The sequence below is a fragment of the Pseudomonas sp. GM84 genome (assembly GCF_000282535.1).
Classification (GTDB): Bacteria; Pseudomonadota; Gammaproteobacteria; order Pseudomonadales; family Pseudomonadaceae; genus Aquipseudomonas.
This window is the reverse complement of record NZ_AKJC01000072.1, coordinates 14,826-40,296: the sequence shown is the minus strand read 5'-3', so window position 1 is coordinate 40,296 and position 25,471 is coordinate 14,826. Positions and strand designations below refer to the sequence as shown.

The following is a 25,471-nucleotide window of genomic DNA, read 5'->3' as shown; positions in this document are numbered from 1 at the left end:
GATGGCATTGAAATCCCCCGCGTTTCGTAGAAAGTTTCCGTTGCTGGTGACCGGCGGTCTGCTGGCCCTGCAACCTCTTGCCACCCCTTATGTGGTGGCTGCCGAGCAGTTCGACTGCCAAGTGTCCGCCTCCGGTGGTTGGGACTGCAAGCCCAAGTCCCCAGTGAACAACCTGCCCCCGCGCCCGTTACACGACGGTGCTGCGCTCACATCCGGCACCGAAGCACCGTCGGCAGAGACCGAAAGCGCTGAAAAGCCGATGCTGGTCACCGAAAGCAAGGGCCGTGGCCTGAAGTCGCGCAGCGAAGACTACAGCCACCTGGACTGGGTCCCGCGTGAAAAGCTCACCGCAGCCCAGTTGGCCGAAACCGGCCCGTACTGCGGGGGCGCGTACGTCGAGCCGACTCGTCCAGGCATGGCCGACACCACGCCGAAGGACGAATCGCCGACCTACATCAATGCCAAGGTGTCCAAGTACCAGCAGGAGCAGCAGATCGCGACCCTCGCCGGTGACGTGGTCATGCGCCAGGGCAGCATGCAAGTCGAGGCCGACGAGGCCAACCTGTACCAGACCGAAAACCGCGGCGAGCTCAAGGGCAACGTCAAGATCCGCGACAACGGCTCGCTGGTGGTAGGTGACGAGGCGCAGATCCAGCTCGATACCGGCGAAGCCCAGGTCGACAACGCCGAATACGTGATGCACAAGTCGCATATTCGCGGTAACGCCCTGTACGCCAAGCGTGGCGAAAACGCCATCATCCGTCTCAAGGACGGTACGTACACCACCTGCGAACCGGGCAGCAACGCCTGGCAGCTGAAGGGCAACAACATCACCTTGAACCCGGCTACCGGCTTCGGTACCGCGACCAACGTCACCCTGCGGGTCAAGGATTTCCCGGTGTTCTACACACCGTACATCTACTTCCCGATCGACGACCGTCGCCAGTCCGGCTTCCTGCCGCCGTCGTTCAGCACCAGCAGCGATACCGGCTTCATGCTGGTCACCCCGTACTACTTCAACCTGGCGCCGAACTATGACGCCACGTTGTATCCGCGCTACATGGCCAAACGCGGCATGTTGATGGAAGGCGAGTTCCGCTACCTGACCAAGTCCAGCGAGGGTCAGTTCGGCGGCGCGTACCTGAACGACAAGGACGACGATCGCAAAGAGCAGACCGACTACGAAGATCAGCGCTGGATGGTCAACTGGCAGCACAAAGGTGGCTTGGACGAGCGCCTGATGGCCGAGGTCGATTACACCGCCATCAGCGATCCGTTCTACTTCCAGGATCTTGAGAGCGGTCAGATTGGCGTCGAAAGCCATGATTTCCTGAACCAGCAGGGTGCACTGACCTGGCGTGGCGACACCTACACCGCTCGCCTGAATGCGCAAGCCTGGGAGATGGCGACCATCTCGCAGATCACCCCATACAACAGGCTGCCGCAAATCACCCTCGATGGCACCCTGCCTTACAATCCGGGTGGCTTCGAATTCGGTTACCAGACCGAAGCCGTGCGCTTCGACCGGGACTTGAAAGACGATTTCGTAACCGATGAAGATGGCAACCCAGACTTTACCGCTGGCGCTGCGGGCCGTCGTCTGGACGAAAACATCTTCGGCGTCGCACGTGCCAACGGCAATCGCCTCAATGTTGCACCGGCCATCAGCCTGCCGATGACCGCCAGCTACGGCTACATCACGCCGAAGCTCAAGTACATGTACACCCATTACGACCTGGACCTGGACAGCAAGGGCAAGAGCGACATCGCCAACAACCCTTCTACGGTTGAACTCAATGGCGACTTCAAGAGCAGCCAGAACCGGGAAATACCGATCTTCAGCGTGGACAGTGGTCTGTACTTCGACCGCAACACCTCGATGTTTGGCACCAACTATCGCCAGACCCTCGAACCGCGCATGTACTATCTCTATGTCCCGTACAAGAACCAGACGGACATTCCGCTGTTCGACAGCGGCGAAACCCTGTTCAGCTACGATTCGCTGTTCCGCGACAACCGCTTCAGCGGTGTCGATCGCATCGGCGACGAGAACAAGCTGTCGCTCGGCGTGACCAGCCGCTGGATCGAAGACAATGGCTTCGAACGGCAGAACATCAGCCTCGGCCAGGCGTACTATTTCAAGGATCGCAAGGTCCAGCTGCCAGGCATCGACTACCGCACCCGCAAGGACTCGCAGTCCGACGTATCGCCATACGCGCTGCTGTACAACTACTACTTCAACCGCGACTGGCGCTTCAATTCGGACTTCAACTGGGACCCGGACAGCCGCAGCACCCGTTCGGGCAGCGCGATGTTCCACTACCAGCCTGAAGACAACCCGAACAAGGTGGTCAACCTCGGCTATCGCTACCGTAACGACACCATCTCGTACGACTCCACGACCGGTACGTGGAAAGTGGGTGGTGGCGACTACGGCACGCCAGGCACAGAGGGCTACATCAAGGATTACTACAAGATCCAGCAGCACGACTTCTCGGTCATCTGGCCGCTCGTGCCGCAATGGAGCGTGATCGCCCGCTGGCAGCACGACTACAACCGCAACCGCACCCTGGAAGCCATGGGCGGTTTCGAATACGACAACTGCTGCTGGAAACTGCGCCTGATCAACCGTTACTGGCTTGACTACGACGACTTCAGCCAGGCCACCCCGCAGAACGAAAAAGGCGACCATGGCATCTTCCTGCAAATCGTGCTGAAAGGCCTCGGTGGCGTGGTAGGCAACAAGGTCGAATCTTTCCTCGACGAAGGCATTCAAGGTTACCGTACACGTGAAGACCAAGCTTATTGATCGTCTGCGCCCAGCGTTGCTGGGTGCGGTGTTGCTCAGTGGTGTGGCGCATGCCGCACCGCAACCCCTGGACCGCGTCGTGGCCATCGTCGATAACGACGTAGTCATGCAAAGCCAACTGGACCAACGCGTGCACGAAGTGCAGCAAACCATCGCCAAGCGCGGCGGCGGTGTTCCGCCGACCGGTGCATTGGAACAGCAGGTACTGGAACGTCTGATCGTCGAGAACCTGCAGCTGCAGATTGGCGAACGCTCCGGCATTCGCATCACCGACGAAGAACTGAACCAGGCCATGGGCACCATTGCCCAGCGCAACGGCATGTCGATGGATCAGTTCCGCACCGCCCTGGCCCACGACGGTCTGTCGTTCGACGATGCTCGCGAGCAGATCAAGCGCGAGATGATCATCAGCCGCGTGCGCCAGCGCCGTGTAGCCGAGCGTATCCAGGTGTCCGAACAGGAAGTGAAGAACTTCCTGAACTCCGACCTTGGCAAGATGCAGATGTCGGAAGAGTACCGCCTGGCCAACATCCTCATCCCGACCCCGGAAGCCGCCAACTCTGAAGCCATTCAGGCTGCGGCGCGCCAAGTCGGCGATGTCTACCAGCAGCTCAAGCAGGGCGCCGATTTCGGCCAGATGGCCATTGCCCGCTCAGCCAGCGAGAACGCCCTGGAAGGCGGCGAAATGGGCTGGCGCAAAGCCGGACAACTGCCACCCGACTTCGCCAAGCTGCTCAGCAGCATGGCCGTTGGTGACATCACCCAGCCGATCCGCATTCCCAACGGTTTCATCATCCTCAAGCTCGAAGAGAAGCGCGGGGGCGGTGAGAGCGTGCTGCGCGATGAAGTGCATGTGCGCCACATCCTGATCAAACCAAGCGAAATTCGCAGCGAAGCCGCGACCGAGCAGCTGGCCGAGCGCCTGTACGATCGGATCAACAACGGCGAAGACTTCGCCGAGTTGGCGAAAAGCTTCTCCGAAGACCCGGGTTCTGCCCTCAACGGCGGCGACCTGAACTGGGTCGACCCGAACAGCCTGGTGCCTGAGTTCCGCGAGCAGATGTCCAGCGCCCAGCAAGGCGTGGTGACCAAGCCGTTCAAGACTCAGTACGGCTGGCATGTATTGGAAGTGCTGGGCCGCCGCGCCACCGACAGCACCGAACAGGCCCGCGAGCAACAAGCCCTGAACGTGCTGCGTAACCGCAAATACGACGAAGAGCTGCAGACCTGGCTGCGCCAGATCCGCGACGAAGCCTACGTTGAAATCAAGCTGCCTGGCGCCGACCAGGTCGCACAGTGAAGCCCCTGCGCTTCGCCGTCACACCCGGCGAACCAGCCGGCATAGGTCCCGACCTGTGCCTGCTGCTCGCCGCCGACGCCCAGCCACACCCCCTGATCGCCATCACCAGCCGTGACCTGCTCGCCGAGCGGGCCACGCAGCTGGGGCTGGCCGTCAACCTGTTGCCGGTGTTGCCGGGCCAATGGCCCGATCAGCCTGCACCCGCGGGGAGCCTCTATGTGTGGGACACCCCGCTGGCGGCACCCGTGCTGGCGGGTCAGCTGAACCAGGCCAATGCCGCCTTCGTCCTGCAAACCCTGACCCGTGCAGGCTCAGGCTGCATGAACGGCGATTTCGCGGGCATGATCACTGCCCCGGTGCACAAGGGTGTGATCAACGAAAGCGGCATCGCCTTTTCCGGCCATACCGAATTCCTTGCCGAACTGACCCATACGACCCAGGTCGTGATGATGCTGGCGACCCACGGCCTGCGCGTGGCCCTCGTGACCACGCACCTGCCGCTTCGGGACATCGCGGACGCCATCACCCCTGAGCGCGTGGAACGGGTAACGCGTATCCTGCATGCCGACATGCGTGACAAATTCGGCATCGCCAACCCACGGATCCTGGTCTGCGGACTCAACCCGCATGCCGGTGAAGGCGGCCACCTTGGCCGCGAAGAAATCGACATCATCGAGCCGACACTGGCCCGCTTGCGCAGCGAAGGCATTGACCTGCGCGGCCCGCTGCCGGCCGATACCCTGTTTACCCCCAAATATCTGGAGCACTGCGACGCAGTGCTGGCGATGTACCATGACCAGGGCCTGCCCGTACTCAAGTACAAAGGTTTTGGTGCCGCGGTCAACGTGACCCTGGGCCTGCCGATCATCCGTACCTCGGTCGATCACGGCACCGCCCTGGACCTTGCCGGCACTGGCAAAGTCGACACCGGCAGCCTGCGCGTCGCCCTGGAAACCGCCTACCAGATGGCCGAGAACCGACCATGAACGAGCACTACCAACACCGGGCGCGCAAGCGCTTCGGCCAGAACTTCCTGCACGATGCGGGAATCATCGACCGCATCCTGCGGGCGATCAACGCCAAGGCCGGCGAACACCTGCTGGAAATCGGCCCAGGCCAAGGTGCCCTCACCGAAGGGCTGCTGGGCAGTGGTGCACAGCTTGACGTGGTGGAACTGGACAAAGACCTGGTGCCGATCCTTCAGCACAAGTTCGCAGGCCGCGACAACTTCCGCCTGCACCAGGGCGACGCCCTGAAGTTCGACTTCAACCAGCTGGGCGTGCCAGCACGCAGCCTGAAAGTGGTTGGCAACCTGCCGTACAACATTTCCACGCCGCTGATTTTCCACCTGCTGAGCCATGCCGGGCTGATCCGCGACATGCACTTCATGTTGCAGAAGGAAGTGGTCGAGCGCATGGCCGCAGGCCCGGGCGGTGGCGACTGGGGGCGGCTGTCGATCATGGTGCAGTACCACTGCCGAGTCGAACACCTGTTCAACGTCGGCCCAGGCGCGTTCAATCCGCCGCCGAAGGTGGATTCGGCCATCGTGCGCCTGGTGCCCCATGAAGTGCTGCCGTACCCGGCCAAGGATCATCTGCTGCTCGAGCGCGTGGTTCGCGAAGCCTTCAACCAGCGTCGCAAGACCCTGCGCAACACGCTCAAGGGCCTGCTCGACAGCCAGGCCATCGAAGCCGCCGGCGTCGATGGCAGCCTGAGGCCTGAACAGCTGGACCTGGCCGCCTTTGTGCGCCTGGCCGACCAGCTGGCTGATCAGCAAGCCTGATTCAAGCTGTACCGGCCTATCGCCGGCAAGCCGACCCCACAGGCACACCACAGCATTCAAGCGCTGTGGCGATCCCCGTGGGAGCCGGCTTGCCGGCGACAGGGCCATAACAGGCACTTCACCTCCCCCTCCCCAATAGCCTAGACTGCATGGATCGCCGTATTCGCGTGCTTGCTCAAGGCCTTTGCATGTCCGACCCTCGCTATCAGATCGACGTCAGCGTCGTGACCCGCTACCTCAAAGAACAATCCGACCCCGAAAGCAGTCGTTTCGCCTTCGCCTACACCATCACCGTGCAGAACAACGGCTCGGTCACCGCCAAATTGATGTCCCGCCACTGGCTGATCACCAACGGTGACGGCGAAGTCGAAGAAGTGCGCGGAGCCGGCGTAGTGGGTCAGCAACCGACCATAGAACCCGGTCAGAGCCACACCTACAGCAGCGGCGCGGTTATCAGCACCCGTGTAGGCACCATGCAGGGCAGCTACCAGATGTTTGCCGAAGACGGCAAGCGCTTCGACGCCGAGATCGTGCCCTTCCGCCTGGCGGTCCCGGGAGCCCTGCACTGATGGCTACCTACGCCGTCGGTGACCTTCAAGGCTGCCTGCAGCCGCTGAAATGCCTGCTCGAACGGGTCGACTTCAACCCGGCGGTCGACCGTCTATGGCTGGTCGGCGACCTGGTGAACCGCGGCCCCGAGTCGCTGGAAACCCTGCGCTACCTCTACTCGATTCGCCAGTCGCTGGTCTGCGTACTCGGCAACCACGACCTGCACCTGCTGGCGGCCTGGCACAATGTCGAGCGCCTGAAGAAAAGCGACACGCTGCGCGAGATCATCGAAGCACCTGATGCCGACCTGCTGTTCGACTGGTTGCGCCAACAGAAGCTGCTGCACTACGACGAGCCACGCGGCATCGCCCTTGTACATGCCGGTATTCCACCCCAGTGGACCCTGGGCAAGGCACTGGAGCTGGCAGCAGAAGTGGAGGAAGCGCTACGTGATGACGGGCGCCTGAAACTCTACCTGGATGGCATGTACGGCAACGAACCCAACAAATGGAGCAAGAACCTCAGCGGCATCGAACGCCTGCGGGTCATTACCAATTATCTGACCCGTATGCGCTTCTGTACCGCCGAAGGCAAACTTGACCTCAAGAGCAAGGAAGGTGTGGGTACCGCCCCCAAGGGTTACAAACCCTGGTACGCCCACAAAGACCGCCGCTCCCGCCACGTGAAGATCATCTTCGGCCACTGGGCCGCGCTCGAAGGGCGCGTCGACGAGCCCGGAGTGATTGCCCTGGACACGGGCTGTGTGTGGGGCGGCGCCATGACCCTGTACAACGTCGACAGCGGTGAGTACCACCGCTGCGAATGCGCCGACGACGGCAACCTGCGCCAGCCGGCACAACCCGTTAAACTCACCGATCACCCCTGAAGGAAGCCGTACCCATGAGCGAATTCAAACGCATCCCTCCCGAGCAGGCGCTGGCCCTGCGCGCGCAAGGTGCGGTCGTCGTCGACATTCGCGACCCGCAAGCCTTTGCCGCCGGCCACATCACCGGCGCCAAGCACCTGGATAACCACTCGGTCGCCGACTTCATCCGCAATGCCGATCTGGATGCCCCAACCCTGGTGGTCTGCTACCACGGCAACTCCAGTCAGAGCGCGGCTGCCTACCTGGCAGGCCAGGGCTTCTCGGACGTGTACAGCGTCGATGGCGGCTTCGAACTGTGGCGCACCACCTACCCAACGGAAACCGCCCAAGGCGCTGCCGAATAATTTTTTCATTTTACTGCAGCCCGCGCCCCACGCGGGCTTGCGCCAGACCTGACGAACGGTCACCGGCAACTTCTCCGCCGCTTCCCCTTGACCTTGCGGATAACCAACTATTCTTAAGCGCAGGCCATCCAAAAAAAGGGGAGAGCCGGTACACCGGCGTGCGGGTCATCGGTAAGCGTTACAGGGTGTTCTGGGGGGTATACAGCAATCGGCGAGTCCGGTTGCATGCCAGCATCAGCTGACTGATCCGGCGTCGTCTCCACGTATCGAGCGAGGTGACGTCATGAGTATTTTTAGCCACTTCCAACAACGTTTTGAGTCTACGCGCCAGGAAGAACTTTCGCTGCAGGAGTACCTCGAGCTGTGCAAAGAGGATCGCAGTGCCTACGCATCGGCAGCTGAACGGCTGTTGCTGGCCATCGGTGAGCCGGAACTGATCGACACCTCAAGCAACTCCAGATTGTCGCGAATCTTTTCCAACAAAGTGATCCGCCGGTATCCGGCCTTTGCCGACTTCCATGGCATGGAAGAGTGCATCGACCAGATCGTCTCCTACTTCCGCCACGCCGCCCAAGGCCTGGAAGAGAAGAAACAGATCCTCTACCTGCTGGGCCCGGTAGGCGGCGGTAAATCGTCGCTGGCCGAGAAACTCAAGCAGCTGATGGAAAAGGTCCCCTTCTACGCGATCAAGGATTCGCCCGTATTCGAGTCGCCGCTGGGCCTGTTCAATGCCACTGAAGATGGTGCCATTCTCGAAGAAGAGTACGGCATCTCGCGACGCTACCTGAACACCATCATGTCGCCATGGGCCACCAAGCGCCTGCAGGAATACGGCGGTGACATCAGCAAGTTCAGGGTGGTCAAGCTGTACCCGTCGATCCTCAACCAGATCGCCATCGCCAAGACCGAGCCGGGTGACGAGAACAACCAGGACATCTCTGCCCTGGTCGGCAAGGTGGATATCCGCAAACTCGAGGAATTCCCGCAGAACGACGCCGACGCCTACAGCTACTCGGGCGCGCTGTGCCGGGCCAACCAGGGCCTGATGGAATTCGTCGAGATGTTCAAGGCGCCGATCAAGGTCCTGCACCCACTGCTCACTGCCACCCAGGAAGGCAACTACAACAGTACCGAAGGCCTGGGCGCGATCCCCTACTCCGGGATCCTGCTGGCTCACTCCAACGAATCGGAGTGGCACACCTTCCGCAACAACAAGAACAACGAGGCGTTCATCGACCGGATCTACATCGTCAAGGTGCCGTACTGCCTGCGCGTCAGCGACGAGATCAAGATCTACGACAAGCTGCTGGTCAACAGTTCGCTGGCCAAGGCCCACTGCGCGCCAGACACGCTCAAGATGCTCGCCCAGTTCACCGTGCTCTCGCGTCTCAAAGAGCCGGAGAACTCCAACATCTACTCGAAGATGCGCGTCTATGACGGTGAAAACCTCAAGGACACCGACCCGAAAGCCAAGTCGATCCAGGAGTACCGCGACGCCGCAGGTGTCGACGAGGGCATGAACGGCCTGTCGACCCGCTTCGCCTTCAAGATCCTCTCCAAGGTGTTCAACTTCGACCCGCACGAGGTGGCCGCGAACCCGGTGCACCTGCTGTATGTGCTGGAACAGCAGATCGAACAGGAGCAGTTCCCGGCCGAAGTGCGCGAGCGTTACCTGCGCTACCTGAAAGAGTACCTGGCACCGCGCTACATCGAGTTCATCGGCAAGGAAATCCAGACCGCCTACCTCGAGTCGTATAGCGAGTACGGCCAGAACATCTTCGACCGCTATGTGCTGTACGCCGACTTCTGGATCCAGGACCAGGAATACCGCGACCCGGAAACCGGCGAGATTCTCAACCGCATCGCCCTCAACGAAGAGTTGGAGAAGATCGAGAAACCGGCCGGTATCAGCAATCCGAAGGATTTCCGCAACGAGATCGTCAACTTCGTACTGCGTGCCCGCGCCAACAACAATGGCAAGAACCCGAGCTGGCTGAGTTACGAGAAGCTGCGCGTGGTGATCGAGAAGAAAATGTTCTCCAACACCGAAGACCTGCTGCCGGTCATCAGCTTCAACGCCAAGGCCAGCAAGGAAGACCAACAGAAGCACAACGACTTCGTCACGCGGATGGTGGAGCGTGGCTACACCGACAAACAGGTGCGCCTGCTGTCGGAATGGTACCTGCGGGTCAGGAAATCGCAATAAAGCGGCAAGCTACACGCCGTGCGCCCCGGGCTGGCCTTACAGCCCGCGGCCGCGGCGGCTGCTTTACGTGCAGCTCGTAGCTTGAAGCGTGCAGCTGTTCCCAGCTACCGGAGGGACCATGAGCTACGTTATCGACCGACGCCTGAACGGCAAGAACAAGAGCACGGTAAACCGCCAGCGTTTCTTGCGGCGTTACCGTGAACACATCAAGAAAGCCGTCGAAGAGGCCGTAAGCCGCCGCTCCATCATGGACATGGAGCATGGCGAGCAGATCAGCATTCCGGGACGGGATATCGATGAACCGGTGCTGCACCATGGTCGCGGCGGCAAGCAGACCATCGTGCATCCGGGCAACAAGGAATTCACCGCCGGCGAGCACATCCCCCGGCCTCAGGGCGGCGGCGGTGGAGGCGGCCGTGGCAAGGCCGGCAACTCCGGCGAGGGCATGGACGATTTTGTCTTCCAGATCACCCAGGAAGAGTTCCTCGAATTCATGTTCGAAGACCTCGAACTGCCCAACCTGGTCAAGCGCCATCTGACCGGTGCCGACACTTTCAAGACCGTGCGCGCGGGGATCGCCAACGAAGGCAACCCGTCACGTATCAACATCGTCCGTACCCTGCGCTCGGCTCACGCCCGGCGTATCGCCCTGACCGGCAGCAGCCGTGCGCTGTTGCGTGAGGCGCAGAAGGAACTGGCCCGCCTCAAGGTGGAAGAGCCAGACAACTTCACCGACATCCAGGAGACCGAGCAGGAGATAGAGCGGCTCAAGGCGCGCATCAATCGCCTGCCCTTCCTTGATACCTTCGACCTCAAGTACAACCTGCTGGTCAAGCAACCCAACCCCAGCTCCAAGGCGGTGATGTTCTGCCTGATGGACGTGTCCGGCTCGATGACCCAAGCCACCAAGGACATCGCCAAGCGCTTCTTCATCCTTTTGTACCTGTTCCTCAAGCGCAACTACGACCGCATCGAAGTGGTGTTCATCCGCCACCACACCAGCGCGCGCGAAGTTGACGAGGAAGAGTTCTTCTACTCCCGGGAAACCGGCGGCACCATCGTCTCCAGCGCATTGAAAATGATGCAGGAGATCATGGCCGAGCGTTACCCGGCAAGCGACTGGAACATCTACGCCGCCCAGGCTTCCGACGGCGACAACTGGAACGATGACTCGCCGATCTGCCGCGAGATCCTCTCCAAGCAGATCATGCCGCACGTGCAGTACTACACTTACGTCGAGATCACCCCGCGTGAGCACCAGGCGCTGTGGTACGAGTACGAGCGAATCGGCGAGTCCTTCCCCGATACCTTCGCCCAGCAGCAGTTGGTTTCGGCCGGCGATATCTACCCGGTCTTCCGTGAACTCTTCCAGCGCAGGTTAGCCACATGACCGCCAGAGCACAGAGACGCCAACCCATTTCCACGGGGTCCGAGTGGACGTTCGAGCTGATCCAGACCTACGACCGGGAAATCAGCCGCCTGGCCGAACGTTATGCCCTGGACACCTATCCCAACCAGATCGAAGTGATCACTGCCGAACAGATGATGGATGCCTACGCATCCGTCGGCATGCCGCTGGGCTATCACCACTGGTCCTACGGCAAGCAGTTCCTCAGTACCGAGAAGTCCTATAGTCGCGGCCAAATGGGCCTGGCTTACGAAATCGTCATCAACTCGGATCCCTGCATCGCCTACCTGATGGAAGAAAACACCATGTGCATGCAGGCACTGGTGATCGCCCACGCCTGCTACGGCCACAACAGCTTCTTCAAGGGCAATTACCTGTTCCGCACCTGGACTGACGCCAGTTCGATCATCGACTACCTGGTGTTCGCCAAGCAGTACATTGCGCAGTGCGAGGAGCGCCATGGCATCGATGCCGTCGAAGACCTGATCGACTCTTGCCATGCGTTGATGAACTACGGTGTAGACCGCTACAAGCGCCCCTACCCCATTTCAGCCGAGGAAGAACGGCGCCGCCAGAAGGAGCGTGAAGAGCACCTGCAAAAGCAGATCAACGACCTATGGCGCACCATTCCCAAAAGTGCGGACAAAGGAGGCGAGCGCGATGATGCACGCTTCCCCGCCGAACCTCAGGAAAACATTCTCTATTTCATCGAAAAACATGCACCTTTGCTGGAGCCGTGGCAGCGTGAAGTGGTGCGTATCGTGCGCAAGATCGCGCAGTACTTCTACCCGCAGCGCCAAACCCAGGTCATGAACGAAGGGTGGGCCACGTTCTGGCATTACACCCTGATGAACGACCTCTACGATGAAGGCCTGGTAACCGATGGTTTCATCATGGAATTCCTCCAGTCGCATACCAGCGTGGTGTTCCAGCCTGGCTTCGACAGCCCTTACTACAACGGTATCAACCCCTACGCACTGGGTTTCGCGATGTACACCGACATCCGTCGGATGTGCGAAAACCCGACCGAGGAGGACCGCCACTGGTTCCCCGACATCGCCGGCAGTGACTGGCTGTCGACCATCAAGTTCGCCATGAGCAGCTTCAAGGATGAAAGCTTCATCCTGCAGTACCTGTCACCCAAAGTGATCCGCGACCTCAAGCTGTTCAGCATTCTCGACGACGACCAACGCGACGACCTGCTGGTACCGGCCATCCACGACGAAGCAGGCTACCGCACTATCCGCGAGCAGCTGGCCTCCCAGTACAACCTTGGCAACCGCGAACCCAACGTGCAGATCTGGAGCATCGACCGCCGGGGTGACCGCTCCCTGACCTTGCGCCACCAGCAGCACAACCGCAAACCGCTGGGCGACTCCACCGAGGAAGTACTCAAGCACCTGCACCGGCTGTGGGGCTTCGATATCCACCTGGAAACCGTGCAGGGCGACCAGGTGGTCAAGACCCATCACATGCCACCGCGTGGCGAGCACGGCGAAGGCGGCGATTATGGCCGCATGGACCTGGCCGTCATTCATCATCTCTAGCCGCAAAGCACCGCCATTGCTGCCGACAGGGTATCCTGTGGGCAGTAATGGAGGCTGCACATGCACATCTACAAAGTCGGCGGCGCGGTCCGTGACCGCCTGCTCGGACGCCCGGTCAGTGATATCGACTGGCTGGTGGTCGGCGCTACCGTCGAAGAAATGCACGCCAAGGGCTATCGCCCGGTAGGCGCTGATTTCCCGGTTTTCCTGCATCCCAAGACGGGCGAGGAATATGCCCTGGCCCGCACCGAACGCAAGAGCGGACGCGGTTATGGTGGTTTCACCTTCCATGCCAGCCCGGACGTAACGCTCGAAGAAGACCTGATTCGACGGGACCTGACCATCAATGCAATGGCCGAAGACGACCACGGTAACGTGATCGATCCCTACCATGGCCAAATCGATCTTGAGCAGCGCATTCTGCGTCACGTTTCACCGGCGTTCGCCGAAGATCCCCTGCGAGTACTGCGCGTAGCGCGCTTTGCCGCTCGCTATGCGCCGCTCGGCTTCAGGGTCGCTGACGAAACCCTTGCGCTGATGCGGCAGATCAGTGCTTCCGGCGAGCTGCAGGCGTTGACCGCCGAGCGCAGCTGGAAGGAGATCGAGCGCGCATTGATGGAGGACCAGCCACAAGTGTTCATCCAGGTACTGCGCGATTGTGCAGCCCTGCGCGAGCTGATGCCTGAGATCGAGACTGGGACGGCTTCGCTGAACGCGCTCATCCTGGCTGCCGAGCACCATCAACCCCTGCACGTGCGCTGGGCCTGCCTGCTGTGGGGTCTGCAACCGGCTGCGATCAAGGCGCTCAACCAGCGCTTCAAGGCCCCGCGCGAATGCCAGGAGCTGGCCATGCTGGCTGGCGAGTTTGGTGAGCGTGGCCAAGGCGCCTTTGAATTGGAGCCAGAGGCTTTACTGGAGTTGTTGCAGAAGTTCGACGTGTATCGGCGACCGCAGCGGTTCGAGGACTTCATTGCCACGTGTGAAATGGATGCGCGGGGACACGGCGCGCAAAGTTACCCACAGGGCGACTACTTGCGTGGCGCAGCGACGACAGCGAGGGAAGTGGATGTGAAGCCCTTGGTGGCCGCGGGGCTGACCGGGCAGCAATTGGGAGAGGCGCTCAAGCAGGAACGGCTCAAGGCACTGCAAGTCTACAAACACGCCCCAAAGCCCTGAAGCTTGCACGATCCCTGTGGGAGCCGGCTTGCCGGCGATGAGGCCGGAGCAGGCACAACACGACCGCCTTGGGCAGCCTGTTCGGGCCCTATCGCCGGCAAGCCGGCTCCCACAGACCGTTTTCAATGCTTGTGGTGTGCCCCGCTCCATTCAGGCCGGGGTGAGCTGCAACCCGCGCCACTCGAACGCAACAGGCGCCAGCACCTGCTCGATGCGCGCTTCCTGCCACAACTGCGCCATGCCCTTCCCCGCTCCCGGATGCACCAGTTCAGGCGCCAGCAATGCCAAGGGCCACAGCACAAAGGCATTTTTCAGGATCTCGGCCCTGGGCAACACCAACCCATCATAGGTACCGTGCAGATCGTCATACATCAGCACATCGATATCCAGCGGCAAACCCTTGCGGTCCGGGGCATATCGGCCGTTGTCAGCCTCGATGAACTTGAGGCGGCGGTCCAGCTCCATCAGCGGCAGGTCGGTCTTGCCCGTCACCACGAAGTTGATGAACGGGCCACTCTTGATCCCTACCGCGTGGCTCTCGAAAGCCGGAGAACAGCGCATGTCAGTGAGTATGGCGGCCAAGGCATCGAGCCCGGCGCACAGGTGCCTGTGGCGGTCGATATTGCTGCCAAGGCCCAGGTAAACCGTGCTCAAAGGCATCCGCGCTCGATCTCCACGCCAACACCACCACGGGCTGCGGGGACCGCCCCCGGCTTGGTCAGCTTCAGCCGTACCCAAGGGATGTGGAATTCGTCCATCAGCGTCGCCACCAAGCGTTCGGCAAAGGTTTCCACCAGCTCGAAGCGCGCCTGCTCGGCAAAGGCCTGGATACGCGACGAAACGCTGGCGTAGTCCAACGCCAGGCTCAGATCATCTCCAGCCGCAGCTGGGCGATTTTCCCAGGCGAAACTCAGGTCCAGGCGCAGGCACTGGCGAATATCCCGTTCCCAGTCATAGGCACCAATGACGGTGTCGACTTCCAGGCCTTCGATGAACACTCTGTCCAAGCACTTCTCTCCACAGCACGACAAGGGCGACTGGCGCCGTTAGAATCAGGGCGTCCTCGCCCGGAATAGTTAGCATGTTTTGGTTACTGGCGCTGCTTGCCTACCTGCTCGGCTCACTGTCCTTCGCCATCGTCCTCAGCCGCCTTTCGGGCAGCCCGGACCCGCGTTCCAGCGGTTCGGGCAATGCCGGCGCCACCAACATGCTACGCCTGGCGGGCCGCAAGCTGGCGATCCTGACCTTGCTCGGCGACCTGTGCAAGGGCTTGTTACCGGTGTTGCTCGCGCGCCTGGCCGGGCTCGACTTGCAGGAACAAGCCTGGGTCGGCATCTGCGCGGTACTCGGTCACCTGTTCCCAGTGTACTTCCACTTCCAGGGCGGCAAGGGCGTGGCCACCGCAGCGGGCATGCTGATGGGCCTGTACTTCCCTGCCGCGCTACTGGCCATCGGCGCCTGGCTGATGACCTTCTACCTCACCCGCACCAGTTCGCTGGCGGCACTGATCGCCACGCCTCTGACCCTGCCATTGCTGGCCTGGCGCGAGCCCGAGGCCTTGCTGCCGGTCAGCGTGCTCACAGTGATGATCGTCTGGCGCCACCGCAACAACTTGCGCGACCTGTTCGCCGGGCGCGAGCGGCACTTCTGACGCGATTCACAGGGGAGGCAACTGCTCCATCGGCCAGCGCGCCTGCACGCTGATCGCCAGGTCTTGCTGCTGCCCGGCCAACAAGCGCTGGCAGCCGGCATAGGCGATCATCGCGCCGTTGTCGGTGCAGAACTGGGGGCGCGCGTAGTACACGTTGCCTTTGATACCGGCGAGCATGTCCTCCAGGGATACACGCAACGCCTTGTTGGCGCTCACACCACCGGCGATCACCAGGCGCTTGAGGCCCGTCTGCTTGAGGGCCCGCTTGCACTTGATGGTCAGAGTCTCCACCACCGCCTGCTGGAACGCCAGGGACACGTCGCAACGGGTTTGCTCATTGTCGTCGCCAGCATTGCGGCACTGTTGCCAGGTGTTGAGGGCGAATGTCTTGAGGCCACTGAAGCTGAACTCAAGGCCCGGGCGATCGGTCATCGGCCGCGGGAACACGAAGCGTCCAGGCACACCCTGTTCGGCCAGGCGAGCGATTTCCGGGCCGCCGGGGTAATTCAGACCCATCAGCTTGGCAGTCTTGTCGAACGCCTCACCGGCGGCGTCGTCGAGGCTCTCGCCCAGCAGCTCGTACTGGCCGATACCATCGACGCGCACCAGCTGGGTATGCCCGCCAGACACCAACAAAGCGACGAACGGAAACTGCGGAGGGTTTTCCTCCAGCATCGGCGCCAGTAAATGACCTTCCATATGGTGCACACCGATCGCCGGGATATCCCAGGCGAACGCCAGTGCCTGGGCGCACGAGGCGCCGACCAGCAACGCCCCGACCAGGCCAGGACCCGCGGTGTAGGCGATGGCGTCGATCTCGGTGGCCACGCAGCCGGCCTCGTCCAATACCTGACGGATCAGCGGCAACATGCGTTTGACATGGTCCCGCGACGCAAGCTCGGGCACGACCCCGCCAAACACACGGTGCAGGTCAATTTGGCTGAACAGCGCATCGGCTAACAAACCGCGTTCGCTGTCGTATAATGCGACGCCGGTTTCGTCGCAGGATGTTTCCAATCCCAGTACTAGCATGGGCTCGTCCCTTGTGGGGGCTGATTTCGAAGCCGCGCATGATAGTCCCCGTGCCGGGTGCCGACCAGCGGTTTTCGATCAGAGGCTTTGCATTCCGGCGTGCTAAGGGTTAACATCCGCAACCCTTGAAAACCGACGTTCTCCAGCACACCTTTGTTTTGCCAGGAGCACGTCTACCCCGGTAATGAATTAAGGTAGCCCTGGATGCCAGCCGTCAAAGTTAAAGAGAACGAACCCTTCGACGTAGCTCTGCGTCGTTTCAAGCGCTCCTGCGAAAAAGCCGGTGTACTGGCTGAAGTTCGTAGCCGCGAGTTTTACGAGAAGCCGACCGCAGAGCGTAAGCGCAAAGCAGCTGCTGCTGTTAAGCGTCACGCCAAGAAAGTTCAGCGCGAACAGCGCCGCGCCGTTCGTCTGTACTAATACAGACGTTCAACGCAAAGCTTCTGCCCTGCCCGGCTCACCGCCGGGCCGATGGCAGCGGTTTGTTTCAACCTTGAGCAGCTAGCCCAAGGCGTCCGCCGCAACTCGTAGTGGACAACCGCTTCAACACGTCAGAACTGGTCTTCGACCAGCCGTGCACGTCCTGACTGACGAGCCCCCGGTAATTTTGGTGGCTACCGACGAGCACACATTCCCTCGCACTTCCCCTAGCTGCACTCGCCCCAACCGGCGCGCTAGCGATTAGACTTGCCAGTTGCCAGATGACGAGACTGCTATGGCCGGGCTGATTCCCCAAAGCTTCATTGACGACCTGATCAACCGCCTCGACATCGTCGACGTGGTGAGCTCACGCGTCCAGCTGAAAAAGACCGGCAAGAATTACTCCGCCTGCTGCCCGTTCCACAAGGAGAAGACTCCCTCCTTCACGGTCAGCCCGGACAAGCAGTTCTATTACTGCTTTGGCTGCGGTGCCGGCGGTAACGCCCTGGGTTTCGTCATGGACCACGACAACCTGGACTTTCCCCAGGCCGTCGAGGAACTGGCACGCGCCGCCGGCATGGAAGTACCTCGCGAGGAGGGCCGGCGCGGGCAGAAACCACGCCAGCCGACCGACTCGCCGCTCTATCCCCTGCTGGATGCCGCCGCCGAATTCTACCGCCAGGCCCTGCGCAGCCACCCCACCCGCAAAGCAGCGGTGGAGTACCTCAAGGGCCGCGGCCTGTCAGGCGAAATTGCCCGCGACTTCGGCCTGGGCTTCGCCCCGCCAGGTTGGGACAACCTGCTCAAGCACCTGGGCGCCGACACCCTGCAGCAGAAGGTGATGATCGATGCCGGCCTGTTGATCGAGAACGCCGAAAGCGGCAAGCGCTACGACCGCTTCCGCGACCGAGTGATGTTCCCGATCCGCGACAGCCGCGGGCGCATCATCGCCTTTGGTGGCCGGGTGCTCGGCGACGACAAGCCCAAGTACCTCAACTCGCCGGAAACCCCGGTGTTCCACAAGGGCCAGGAGCTCTACGGGTTATACGAGGCACGCAAGCACAACCGAAACCTCGACGAGATCATCGTCGTCGAAGGCTACATGGACGTCATCGCCCTGGCCCAGCAGGGCCTGCGCAACGCCGTGGCCACCCTCGGCACCGCGACCAGCGAAGAGCACCTCAAGCGCCTGTTCCGCGTGGTACCCAGCGTGCTGTTCTGTTTCGACGGCGACCAGGCCGGACGCAAGGCGGCATGGCGCGCGCTGGAATCAACCCTGTCGGCCCTGCAGGACGGGCGTCGGGCGCGCTTTCTGTTCCTGCCCGAAGGCGAAGACCCCGACAGCCTGGTGCGCGCCGAAGGCACCGATGCCTTCATGGCACGCATCAACCAGCACGCCCAACCGCTGGCTGACTACTTTTTCGAGCAACTGAGCGTCGAGGCCGACCCTCGTTCGCTGGAAGGCAAGGCGCATATGGCGACCCTGGCCGCACCGTTGATCGAAAAAATTCCTGGCGCCAACCTGCGCCAGTTGATGCGCAATCGCCTGAAGGAAATCACCGGCCTCGATCCGCAGCAGGTCGAGCAGCTGGCCCAACACGCCCCCGCCGCCAGCAGCGTGCCGGACTATGACCCCGGCTTCGACTACGACGCCATGGCCAGCTACACCCCGGACTACAGCGACATGCCGGTGCACGACTACGCCCCGGCGCAGCAGGAGCAGCAGTGGAAGCCGAACAAGGGTGGCGGCAAGAAACCGTGGAGCGACAAGCCCTGGGACAAGAACCGCAAAGGTGGCAAGCCGTGGCAACAGCGCGACGAAGCGCCGCCACGCACCCCAGCACCGGTGGAACCACCGACCCTGGCCGCCCTGCGCACTCTGCTGCACCACCCGCTGCTGGCTGGCAAAGTCGAGGACGCCAGCCATTTCGCCGACGAAGAACACCTTTACAGCCAGCTGCTGGTGGCATTGATCGAAGCCGCTCAGAAAAATCCTGGGCTAAGCTCAATGCAACTGATCGCACGCTGGCACGGCACCGAACAAGGTCGCCTGTTGAGGGCCTTGGCAGAAAAGGAATGGCTGATCGTGGCCGACAACCTTGAACAACAGTTTTTCGACACTATAACTAGCTTGTCCGCCCGCCAACGCGAGCGCAGCCTGGAACAACTGCTCAGAAAAGCACGTCAAAGCGAATTGACCAGCGAGGAAAAATCACAGCTCCTCGCCCTGCTGAGCCGGAATGTTCCCGCACAAACGCCGACCTCATCTGGCGCGTGAGGCCCATGCTCGGGTATAATCCTCGGCTTGTTTTTTGCCCGCCAAGACCTTCAGTGGATAGGGTGTTATGTCCGGAAAAGCGCAACAGCAGTCTCGTATCAAAGAGTTGATCACCCGCGGTCGTGAGCAGGGCTACCTGACTTACGCGGAGGTCAACGACCACCTGCCGGAGGATATTTCAGATCCGGAACAGGTGGAAGACATCATCCGCATGATCAACGACATGGGGATCAACGTATTCGAGAGTGCTCCGGATGCGGATGCCCTTCTGTTGGCGGAAGCCGACACCGACGAAGCCGCGGCCGAAGAAGCCGCTGCTGCGTTGGCGGCAGTTGAAACCGATATCGGCCGCACGACCGACCCGGTGCGCATGTACATGCGCGAAATGGGTACCGTCGAGCTGCTGACCCGCGAAGGCGAGATCGAAATCGCCAAGCGTATCGAGGAAGGCATTCGCGAGGTGATGGGTGCCATCGCCCACTTCCCGGGCACTGTCGACTATATCCTCGGCGAATATGACCGCGTCACCACCGAAGGTGGCCGTCTGTCGGATGTTCTCAGCGGTTACATCGACCCTGACGACAACATCGCCGCCCCGACCGAAGAGGTGCCGATTCCTGGCGCCAAGGCCGCGGCTGCGAAGGAAGAGTCCGACGACGAAGAAGAAAGCGAAGAAAGCAGTGATGACGAGGAAGAGGCCGAAAGCGGTCCGGACCCAGTCGTCGCAGCCCAGCGTTTCGGTGCAGTCTCCGATCAGCTCGCTGTCACCCTCAAGGTGCTGAAAAAGCATGGCCGCAGCCATGCCGAAAGCATCGGTGCCATGCAGGCCCTGGCCGATCTGTTCATGCCGATCAAGCTGGTGCCCAAGCAGTTCGACGTACTGGTAGAGCGTGTACGTGATGCCTTGAGCCGCCTGCGTCAGCAAGAGCGCGCGATCATGCAACTGTGCGTCCGTGATGCGCGCATGCCGCGTGCCGACTTCCTGCGCCTGTTCCCGAGCAACGAAACCGACCAGACCTGGAGCGGTGACCTGGCCAAGCGCAACACCAAGTGGGCTGCCGCCCTGGGTGAAAAGGACGCCGCCATCGTTGCTTGCCAGCAGAAGCTGATCGACCTCGAGACCGAGACCGGCCTGACTGTCGCCGAGATCAAGGAAATCAACCGTCGCATGTCCATCGGTGAGGCGAAAGCCCGCCGCGCCAAGAAGGAAATGGTCGAGGCGAACCTGCGTCTGGTGATCTCCATCGCCAAGAAGTACACCAACCGCGGCCTGCAGTTCCTCGACCTGATCCAGGAAGGCAACATCGGCCTGATGAAGGCGGTGGACAAGTTCGAATACCGTCGCGGCTACAAGTTCTCGACCTACGCCACCTGGTGGATTCGCCAGGCGATCACCCGCTCGATCGCCGACCAGGCGCGCACCATCCGTATCCCGGTGCACATGATCGAGACGATCAACAAGCTCAACCGAATTTCCCGCCAGATGCTGCAGGAAATGGGCCGTGAACCGACCCCGGAAGAGCTCGGTGAGCGCATGGAAATGCCTGAGGACAAGATCCGCAAGGTATTGAAGATCGCCAAAGAGCCGATCTCCATGGAAACACCGATCGGTGACGACGAAGATTCGCACCTGGGCGACTTCATCGAGGACTCGACCATGCAGTCCCCGATCGACGTGGCCACGGTCGAAAGCCTCAAGGAAGCGACCCGCGACGTGCTCTCGGGCCTGACCGCACGTGAAGCCAAAGTGCTGCGCATGCGTTTCGGTATCGACATGAACACCGACCACACCCTCGAAGAGGTGGGCAAGCAGTTTGACGTGACCCGTGAGCGGATCCGTCAGATCGAAGCGAAGGCGTTGCGCAAGTTGCGCCACCCGACTCGCAGCGAGCATCTGCGCTCCTTCCTCGACGAGTGATGACGAACCCCGGCCCAGGCCGGGGTTTTTCTTTTGGGATAAAGGCTCGTCGTGGCCACTCGCTACCCACCGGGCCAAATGCCCGTCTACACTCGACTTCAGACCACCTGAATGCGAGGCCGATATGCCGCCGATGCCGGCCATTCTGTTGCTGCTCCTGATCCTGTGGAACACAACGGCCGGCGCCCTGACCCTGACAGACGAGGAAAAAACCTGGCTTGCTGCCCACCCGCAGCTGAAGCTGGGCGTCGACGCCTCATGGCCACCATTCGAGTTTCGTGACCAGGAGGGCCGGTACCAGGGATTGGCCGCCGATTACATCGCCTTGCTCCAGGAACGCCTGAGTGTATCGCTCAAGCCGGTCGAGCCCAGCAGCTGGACCGAGGTACTCCAGCAGGCGCGGGAAAACCGCATCGACCTGTTGCCCGGCATCATGTCCACGCCGGAGCGCCAAGGCTACCTGGCCTTTACCCGCCCCTACCTGGACTTCCCGATCGTCATCCTGGCCCATGATGGCGGCCCGCAACCACGCACCCTGAAGGACCTTTACGGCCTGAAGATCGCCGTGGTGGAAAACTACGCCCCCCACGAGCTGCTGCGCACCCATCACCCCGACCTCAACCTCGTGGCCATGCCCAATGTCAGTTCGACCCTGCAGGCACTGGCCACCGACGAAGTGGATGCGGTAGTCGGCGACCTCGCTTCGAGCATCTGGAGCCTGCGCCAGCTCAAGCTCGACGGCCTGTACGTCAGTGGTGAAACACCCTATCGCTACCAATTGGCCATGGCCGCACCGCGCGACAAGAAGATATTGGTCGGCATCCTCGACAAGGTCATGGCCGACATGTCCAGCGACGAAATCAACCAGATCCAGCAACGCTGGGTCGGCAACGTGGTAGACCAGCGCAGCTTCTGGCGCGACGTGCTGATGTACGGCCTGCCCGCCGTCCTGCTGCTGGTGGCCATCCTGGCCGTGGTTATCCGCATCAACCGCCGGCTCAGCTCGGAGATTTCCCGGCGCATCGCGCTGGAACAGGAGCTGCGCAGCAGCGAATACCACTACCGGGGCCTGATCGAGAGCCTGTCGGCGATCGCCTGGGAAGCCGACGCCAACGATTTCACCTACAGCTACGTGTCGCCCCATGCCGAAGACTTGCTCGGCTATCCCTTGCACGATTGGCTCAAAGCCGGCTTCTGGCGCAGCATCCTGCACCCCGAGGACGCGCTGTGGGCCCAGGCCTTCTGCGAAAGCGAAACGGCTGCCGGGCGCGACCACAGCCTCGATTACCGGGTGATTGGCGCCGACGGCCAGGCCCTTTGGGTGCGCAATATCGTCAGCATGATCGAACACGGCCACCGGCCGGTGATGCGCGGGCTGATGATCGATATCAGCGAAACCAAGCGCACCGAGGACGCCCTGCGCCTGTCCGAGCAGAAGTTCGCCTCGGTGTTCCAGCAATGCCCCGATATTCTGCTGATCGCCCGCCATAGCGACGGCTGCCTGCTGGAGGTCAACGAAGCCTTCGAAGAACAGATCGGCCTTAGCCCAGGCCAGGTCATAGGCCGTACCGCGACCGAGCTGGACCTCTGGGGCGAGCGAGGCGCCGGCCCGCATCTGCTCGAGCGCCTGCATCAGGGCGGCATCCGCAATCTGGAAATGAGCTACCGCCGCAGCAATGGCCAGCTGTTCATCGGCCTGACGTCTGCAGAAACCTTCGAACTGGACGGCACCCTGGCCTTCGTCGTGGCGGTGCGTGACATCAGTCAGCTGAAAGAAACCCAGCAACAATTGCAAATTTCCGAAGAGAAGTTCGCCAAGGCTTTCCATGCCTCTCCCGACGGCCTGTTGCTGTCGCGTCAGAGCGATGGCCTGCTGGTCGAGGTCAACGAAGGCTTCTGCCGCCTGACCGGCTATGAACTCAATCCCTCGATCGACCAGACATCTTTCGACCTGGGGATCTGGGTCGACCTCAATGAACGCAAGCGCATGATCGACCAACTGGCCCGCGATGGCTTCGTGCGCGATTTCAGCTGCCATATCCGCCGTAGCGACGGGCAGATTCGCCTGTGCGAGCTGTCCGCAAGGCCGCTTCCGATTGGCGGGGTCGACTGCATGCTGACCATCGCCCGCGACATTACCGAGCGCCACCTGATGCAAGAGAAGTTGCAGCTGGCCGCCACCGTGTTCGAAAACACGGCCGAAGGCGTGCTGATCACCGACATCGACCAGCGCATCAGCGCCGTCAACCGCGCGTTCAGCGAAATCACCGGCTACAGCGAAATCGAGGCACTCGGGCAGACCCCGCGTCTAATCTCTTCCGGCCAGCATGACAGCGCCTTCTATGCCGCCATGTGGCACCAGCTCACCGCCGAGGGGCACTGGCAGGGCGAGATCTACAACAAACGCAAGAATGGCGAGTTGTACCCTAGCTGGCTGACCATCAGCGCCGTGCGCAACAACGAGCGCGCAATCACTCACTTCGTCGCCGTGTTCGCCGATATTTCCAGCCTCAAGCACGCCCAGGCCAAGCTCGACTACCAAGCCCACCACGACCCGCTCACAGGCTTGCCCAACCGCGCCCTGTTCGAGAACCGCCTGCAGGCCGTGCTCACCTGTTCGCAGACCTCCAACCGCCAGGGCGCCGTGCTGTTCCTCGACCTCGACCGCTTCAAGCACATCAACGACAGCCTCGGTCATCCCGTCGGCGACCTGCTGCTCAAAGGCATCGCGCAGCGCCTCAAGGAGCAGGTGCGCGACGTCGACACCGTGGCCCGCCTGGGCGGCGACGAGTTCATCATCCTGCTGCCTGGCCTGCACAGGCCCAGCGATGCCAGCGCCATCGCCAACAAGCTGCTGGCCTGCTTCAGCGCACCCTTTCAGGCCGGCGAGCACGAGTTCTTCACCAGCGCCAGCATCGGCATCAGCCTCTACCCGCAGGACGGCACCGACGTCGCCACGCTGATCCGCAACGCCGACGCCGCCATGTACCGCTCCAAGGCCAAAGGCCGCAACCGCGTCGAAGCCTACACCCGCGACCTCACCGCCCAGGCCAGTGAACGCATTGCCCTGGAGCACGAATTGCGCCGGGCCATCGAGCGCAACGAAATGAGCTTGAGCTATCAGCCCAAGCTCAGCCTCAAGACCCAGGCCCTGGTCGGCGCCGAAGCGCTGATCCGCTGGAGTCATCCAACCTTCGGCGAGGTGCCGCCAGAGCATTTCATTCATCTCGCCGAAGAAAACGGCACCATTCTGCAAATTGGCGATTGGGTACTGGAGCAGGCCTGTCGACAGATACATCACTGGAAGATGGACTACCAGGCCTTCGGTCCGCTGTCGATCAACCTTGCCGGGGCGCAACTGCGCCACGGCGGCCTGGCCAAACGCATCGAGCAGTTGCTCAAGACTTACCAGCTCAAGGCTGGCGACCTGCAACTCGAGATCACCGAGAACTTCATCATGAGCCAGGCCGAGGAAGCCCTGGCCGTGCTGCACCAGCTCAAGCAGCTGGGCGTGCAGTTGGCCATCGACGACTTCGGCACCGGATACTCGTCGCTCAGCTATCTCAAGCGCCTGCCGCTGGACATCCTCAAGATCGACAAGTCGTTCATTCGCGGGCTTCCCGATGATCCACACGATGCCGCCATTGCCCGCGCGATCATCGCCCTAGGCCGCAGCATGCAATTGACCATCATTGCCGAGGGGGTGGAAAACCAGGCGCAGCAACGGTTCCTGGCTGCCGAAGGGTGCGAGCAGATCCAGGGGTACATCGTCAGCCTGCCGCTGCCGCCGGAGGAATTTGCCGCTACCTTTCTTCGCATAGCACTATCCGATCTTTCGGATGGCACGCTTTCGAAACCCTCGTTATAATCCGGGCGCTTACTGAGGGCCTATAGCTCAGTCGGTTAGAGCAGAGGACTCATAATCCTTTGGTCCACGGTTCGAGTCCGTGTGGGCCCACCATCAAATCAGGAGCTGCAGCGCTGCTGCAGTTTCGAGATTGCCTCATCAGATTCAGCGCTCGATAGCGCAGCTTGCCTCCCTGGCCATGCGCCTTCAGGCGCTTGATGCCCTGCTCCCGCCCCCTCCGCTGAGCGCCCCGCGTACCAGACGCTCACACCCAGGCCAGTCCGACAAACTCGCAAAAATTTGCCAGGTCACACTTG

General features: G+C 61.5%; 19 protein-coding genes and 1 tRNA gene. 17 read left to right on the top strand and 3 right to left on the bottom strand.

Annotated elements, in window-relative coordinates; all coding sequences use genetic code 11:
• Position 1 precedes the first annotated feature (1 nt).
• The 11 genes from PMI38_RS04495 to PMI38_RS04445 all read left to right on the top strand — a co-directional run bounded on the left by PMI38_RS04495 (position 2) and on the right by PMI38_RS04445 (position 14,008).
• A complete protein-coding gene (locus PMI38_RS04495; RefSeq protein ID WP_008091207.1) occupies positions 2-2,809 on the top strand; it encodes an LPS-assembly protein LptD in 2,808 nt (935 codons plus the stop codon).
• Positions 2,790-4,109 carry a peptidylprolyl isomerase SurA gene (surA, locus tag PMI38_RS04490; RefSeq protein WP_008091205.1) on the top strand — a complete coding sequence of 440 codons (1,320 nt, stop codon included), beginning with the start codon at positions 2,790-2,792 and terminating at the stop codon, positions 4,107-4,109. Before PMI38_RS04495 ends, surA begins: the two co-directional genes overlap by 20 nt.
• On the top strand, positions 4,106-5,095 hold the full coding sequence (gene pdxA, locus PMI38_RS04485) for a 4-hydroxythreonine-4-phosphate dehydrogenase PdxA (RefSeq protein WP_008091203.1): 990 nt from the start codon (positions 4,106-4,108) through the stop codon (positions 5,093-5,095). The genes surA and pdxA overlap by 4 nt, the downstream gene beginning before the upstream one ends.
• Positions 5,092-5,892, top strand: a complete 801-nt coding sequence (gene rsmA, locus PMI38_RS04480) for a 16S rRNA (adenine(1518)-N(6)/adenine(1519)-N(6))-dimethyltransferase RsmA (RefSeq protein WP_008091200.1) — start codon at positions 5,092-5,094, stop codon at positions 5,890-5,892. The genes pdxA and rsmA overlap by 4 nt, the downstream gene beginning before the upstream one ends.
• 188 nt (positions 5,893-6,080) lie before the next feature.
• Positions 6,081-6,461, top strand: coding sequence for a Co2+/Mg2+ efflux protein ApaG (gene apaG, locus PMI38_RS04475; RefSeq protein ID WP_008091198.1), 381 nt, complete (start codon positions 6,081-6,083; stop codon positions 6,459-6,461).
• Complete coding sequence (locus PMI38_RS04470) at positions 6,461-7,327, top strand: symmetrical bis(5'-nucleosyl)-tetraphosphatase (RefSeq protein ID WP_008091196.1); 867 nt, start codon at positions 6,461-6,463, stop codon at positions 7,325-7,327. The genes apaG and PMI38_RS04470 overlap by 1 nt, the downstream gene beginning before the upstream one ends.
• Before the next feature lie 14 nt (positions 7,328-7,341).
• Complete coding sequence (gene glpE, locus PMI38_RS04465) at positions 7,342-7,671, top strand: thiosulfate sulfurtransferase GlpE (RefSeq protein WP_008091194.1); 330 nt, start codon at positions 7,342-7,344, stop codon at positions 7,669-7,671.
• A 283-nt stretch (positions 7,672-7,954) separates the two neighbouring features.
• Positions 7,955-9,877: a PrkA family serine protein kinase gene (locus PMI38_RS04460; protein ID WP_008091191.1), complete on the top strand. Its 1,923-nt coding sequence runs from the start codon at positions 7,955-7,957 to the stop codon at positions 9,875-9,877.
• 118 nt (positions 9,878-9,995) lie between these two features.
• The gene (locus PMI38_RS04455; RefSeq protein WP_008091189.1) at positions 9,996-11,267 is read left to right on the top strand and encodes a YeaH/YhbH family protein; all 1,272 of its coding nucleotides are present in this window, start codon (positions 9,996-9,998) and stop codon (positions 11,265-11,267) included.
• A complete protein-coding gene (locus PMI38_RS04450; protein WP_008091187.1) occupies positions 11,264-12,832 on the top strand; it encodes a SpoVR family protein in 1,569 nt (522 codons plus the stop codon). The genes PMI38_RS04455 and PMI38_RS04450 overlap by 4 nt, the downstream gene beginning before the upstream one ends.
• Before the next feature lie 60 nt (positions 12,833-12,892).
• A complete protein-coding gene (locus PMI38_RS04445; protein ID WP_008091185.1) occupies positions 12,893-14,008 on the top strand; it encodes a multifunctional CCA addition/repair protein in 1,116 nt (371 codons plus the stop codon).
• A 150-nt stretch (positions 14,009-14,158) separates the two neighbouring features.
• Here the strand turns inward: PMI38_RS04445 and folK are convergent, their stop codons facing one another.
• Together folK and folB are read right to left on the bottom strand one after the other, a co-directional pair.
• Positions 14,159-14,668: a 2-amino-4-hydroxy-6-hydroxymethyldihydropteridine diphosphokinase gene (folK, locus tag PMI38_RS04440; protein ID WP_008091183.1), complete on the bottom strand. Its 510-nt coding sequence runs from the start codon at positions 14,666-14,668 to the stop codon at positions 14,159-14,161.
• Entirely contained in the window at positions 14,659-15,015 is a 357-nt protein-coding gene (gene folB / locus PMI38_RS04435) for a dihydroneopterin aldolase (protein ID WP_008091181.1), read from the bottom strand. Before folB ends, folK begins: the two co-directional genes overlap by 10 nt.
• A gap of 74 nt (positions 15,016-15,089) precedes the next feature.
• Here folB and plsY point away from each other — a divergent pair, with 74 nt between their 5' ends.
• Complete coding sequence (gene plsY, locus PMI38_RS04430; RefSeq protein ID WP_008091177.1) at positions 15,090-15,659, top strand: glycerol-3-phosphate 1-O-acyltransferase PlsY; 570 nt, start codon at positions 15,090-15,092, stop codon at positions 15,657-15,659.
• A 6-nt stretch (positions 15,660-15,665) separates the two neighbouring features.
• Here plsY and tsaD read toward each other — a convergent pair whose 3' ends face one another.
• Positions 15,666-16,691, bottom strand: coding sequence for a tRNA (adenosine(37)-N6)-threonylcarbamoyltransferase complex transferase subunit TsaD (tsaD, locus tag PMI38_RS04425; RefSeq protein WP_008091175.1), 1,026 nt, complete (start codon positions 16,689-16,691; stop codon positions 15,666-15,668).
• A 204-nt stretch (positions 16,692-16,895) separates the two neighbouring features.
• Here tsaD and rpsU point away from each other — a divergent pair, with 204 nt between their 5' ends.
• The 5 genes from rpsU (at position 16,896) to PMI38_RS04400 (ending at position 25,268) form a co-directional block, all read left to right on the top strand.
• Positions 16,896-17,111, top strand: coding sequence for a 30S ribosomal protein S21 (rpsU, locus tag PMI38_RS04420; RefSeq protein ID WP_003255575.1), 216 nt, complete (start codon positions 16,896-16,898; stop codon positions 17,109-17,111).
• A 295-nt stretch (positions 17,112-17,406) separates the two neighbouring features.
• Positions 17,407-19,389 (top strand): DNA primase, encoded by a 1,983-nt coding sequence (gene dnaG, locus PMI38_RS04415; RefSeq protein WP_008091169.1) that lies wholly within the window; start codon positions 17,407-17,409, stop codon positions 19,387-19,389.
• Between the two features lie 67 nt (positions 19,390-19,456).
• Complete coding sequence (gene rpoD / locus PMI38_RS04410) at positions 19,457-21,307, top strand: RNA polymerase sigma factor RpoD (protein ID WP_008091168.1); 1,851 nt, start codon at positions 19,457-19,459, stop codon at positions 21,305-21,307.
• A gap of 124 nt (positions 21,308-21,431) precedes the next feature.
• Positions 21,432-25,175 carry a bifunctional diguanylate cyclase/phosphodiesterase gene (locus PMI38_RS04405; RefSeq protein WP_008091166.1) on the top strand — a complete coding sequence of 1,248 codons (3,744 nt, stop codon included), beginning with the start codon at positions 21,432-21,434 and terminating at the stop codon, positions 25,173-25,175.
• Positions 25,176-25,191: 16 nt separating this feature from the next.
• Positions 25,192-25,268 (top strand) — tRNA-Ile (locus PMI38_RS04400).
• Positions 25,269-25,471: the final 203 nt, after the last annotated feature.

Coding starts and splice junctions, on each gene's coding strand:
- PMI38_RS04495 (WP_008091207.1), top strand. CDS start 2: ATGGCATTGAAATCCCCCGCGTTTCGTAGAAAGTTTCCGTTGCTGGTG.
- rsmA (WP_008091200.1), top strand. CDS start 5,092: ATGAACGAGCACTACCAACACCGGGCGCGCAAGCGCTTCGGCCAGAAC.
- apaG (WP_008091198.1), top strand. CDS start 6,081: ATGTCCGACCCTCGCTATCAGATCGACGTCAGCGTCGTGACCCGCTAC.
- PMI38_RS04470 (WP_008091196.1), top strand. CDS start 6,461: ATGGCTACCTACGCCGTCGGTGACCTTCAAGGCTGCCTGCAGCCGCTG.
- glpE (WP_008091194.1), top strand. CDS start 7,342: ATGAGCGAATTCAAACGCATCCCTCCCGAGCAGGCGCTGGCCCTGCGC.
- PMI38_RS04460 (WP_008091191.1), top strand. CDS start 7,955: ATGAGTATTTTTAGCCACTTCCAACAACGTTTTGAGTCTACGCGCCAG.
- PMI38_RS04455 (WP_008091189.1), top strand. CDS start 9,996: ATGAGCTACGTTATCGACCGACGCCTGAACGGCAAGAACAAGAGCACG.
- PMI38_RS04450 (WP_008091187.1), top strand. CDS start 11,264: ATGACCGCCAGAGCACAGAGACGCCAACCCATTTCCACGGGGTCCGAG.
- PMI38_RS04445 (WP_008091185.1), top strand. CDS start 12,893: ATGCACATCTACAAAGTCGGCGGCGCGGTCCGTGACCGCCTGCTCGGA.
- folK (WP_008091183.1), bottom strand. CDS start 14,668: ATGCCTTTGAGCACGGTTTACCTGGGCCTTGGCAGCAATATCGACCGC.
- plsY (WP_008091177.1), top strand. CDS start 15,090: ATGTTTTGGTTACTGGCGCTGCTTGCCTACCTGCTCGGCTCACTGTCC.
- tsaD (WP_008091175.1), bottom strand. CDS start 16,691: ATGCTAGTACTGGGATTGGAAACATCCTGCGACGAAACCGGCGTCGCA.
- rpsU (WP_003255575.1), top strand. CDS start 16,896: ATGCCAGCCGTCAAAGTTAAAGAGAACGAACCCTTCGACGTAGCTCTG.
- dnaG (WP_008091169.1), top strand. CDS start 17,407: ATGGCCGGGCTGATTCCCCAAAGCTTCATTGACGACCTGATCAACCGC.
- rpoD (WP_008091168.1), top strand. CDS start 19,457: ATGTCCGGAAAAGCGCAACAGCAGTCTCGTATCAAAGAGTTGATCACC.
- PMI38_RS04405 (WP_008091166.1), top strand. CDS start 21,432: ATGCCGCCGATGCCGGCCATTCTGTTGCTGCTCCTGATCCTGTGGAAC.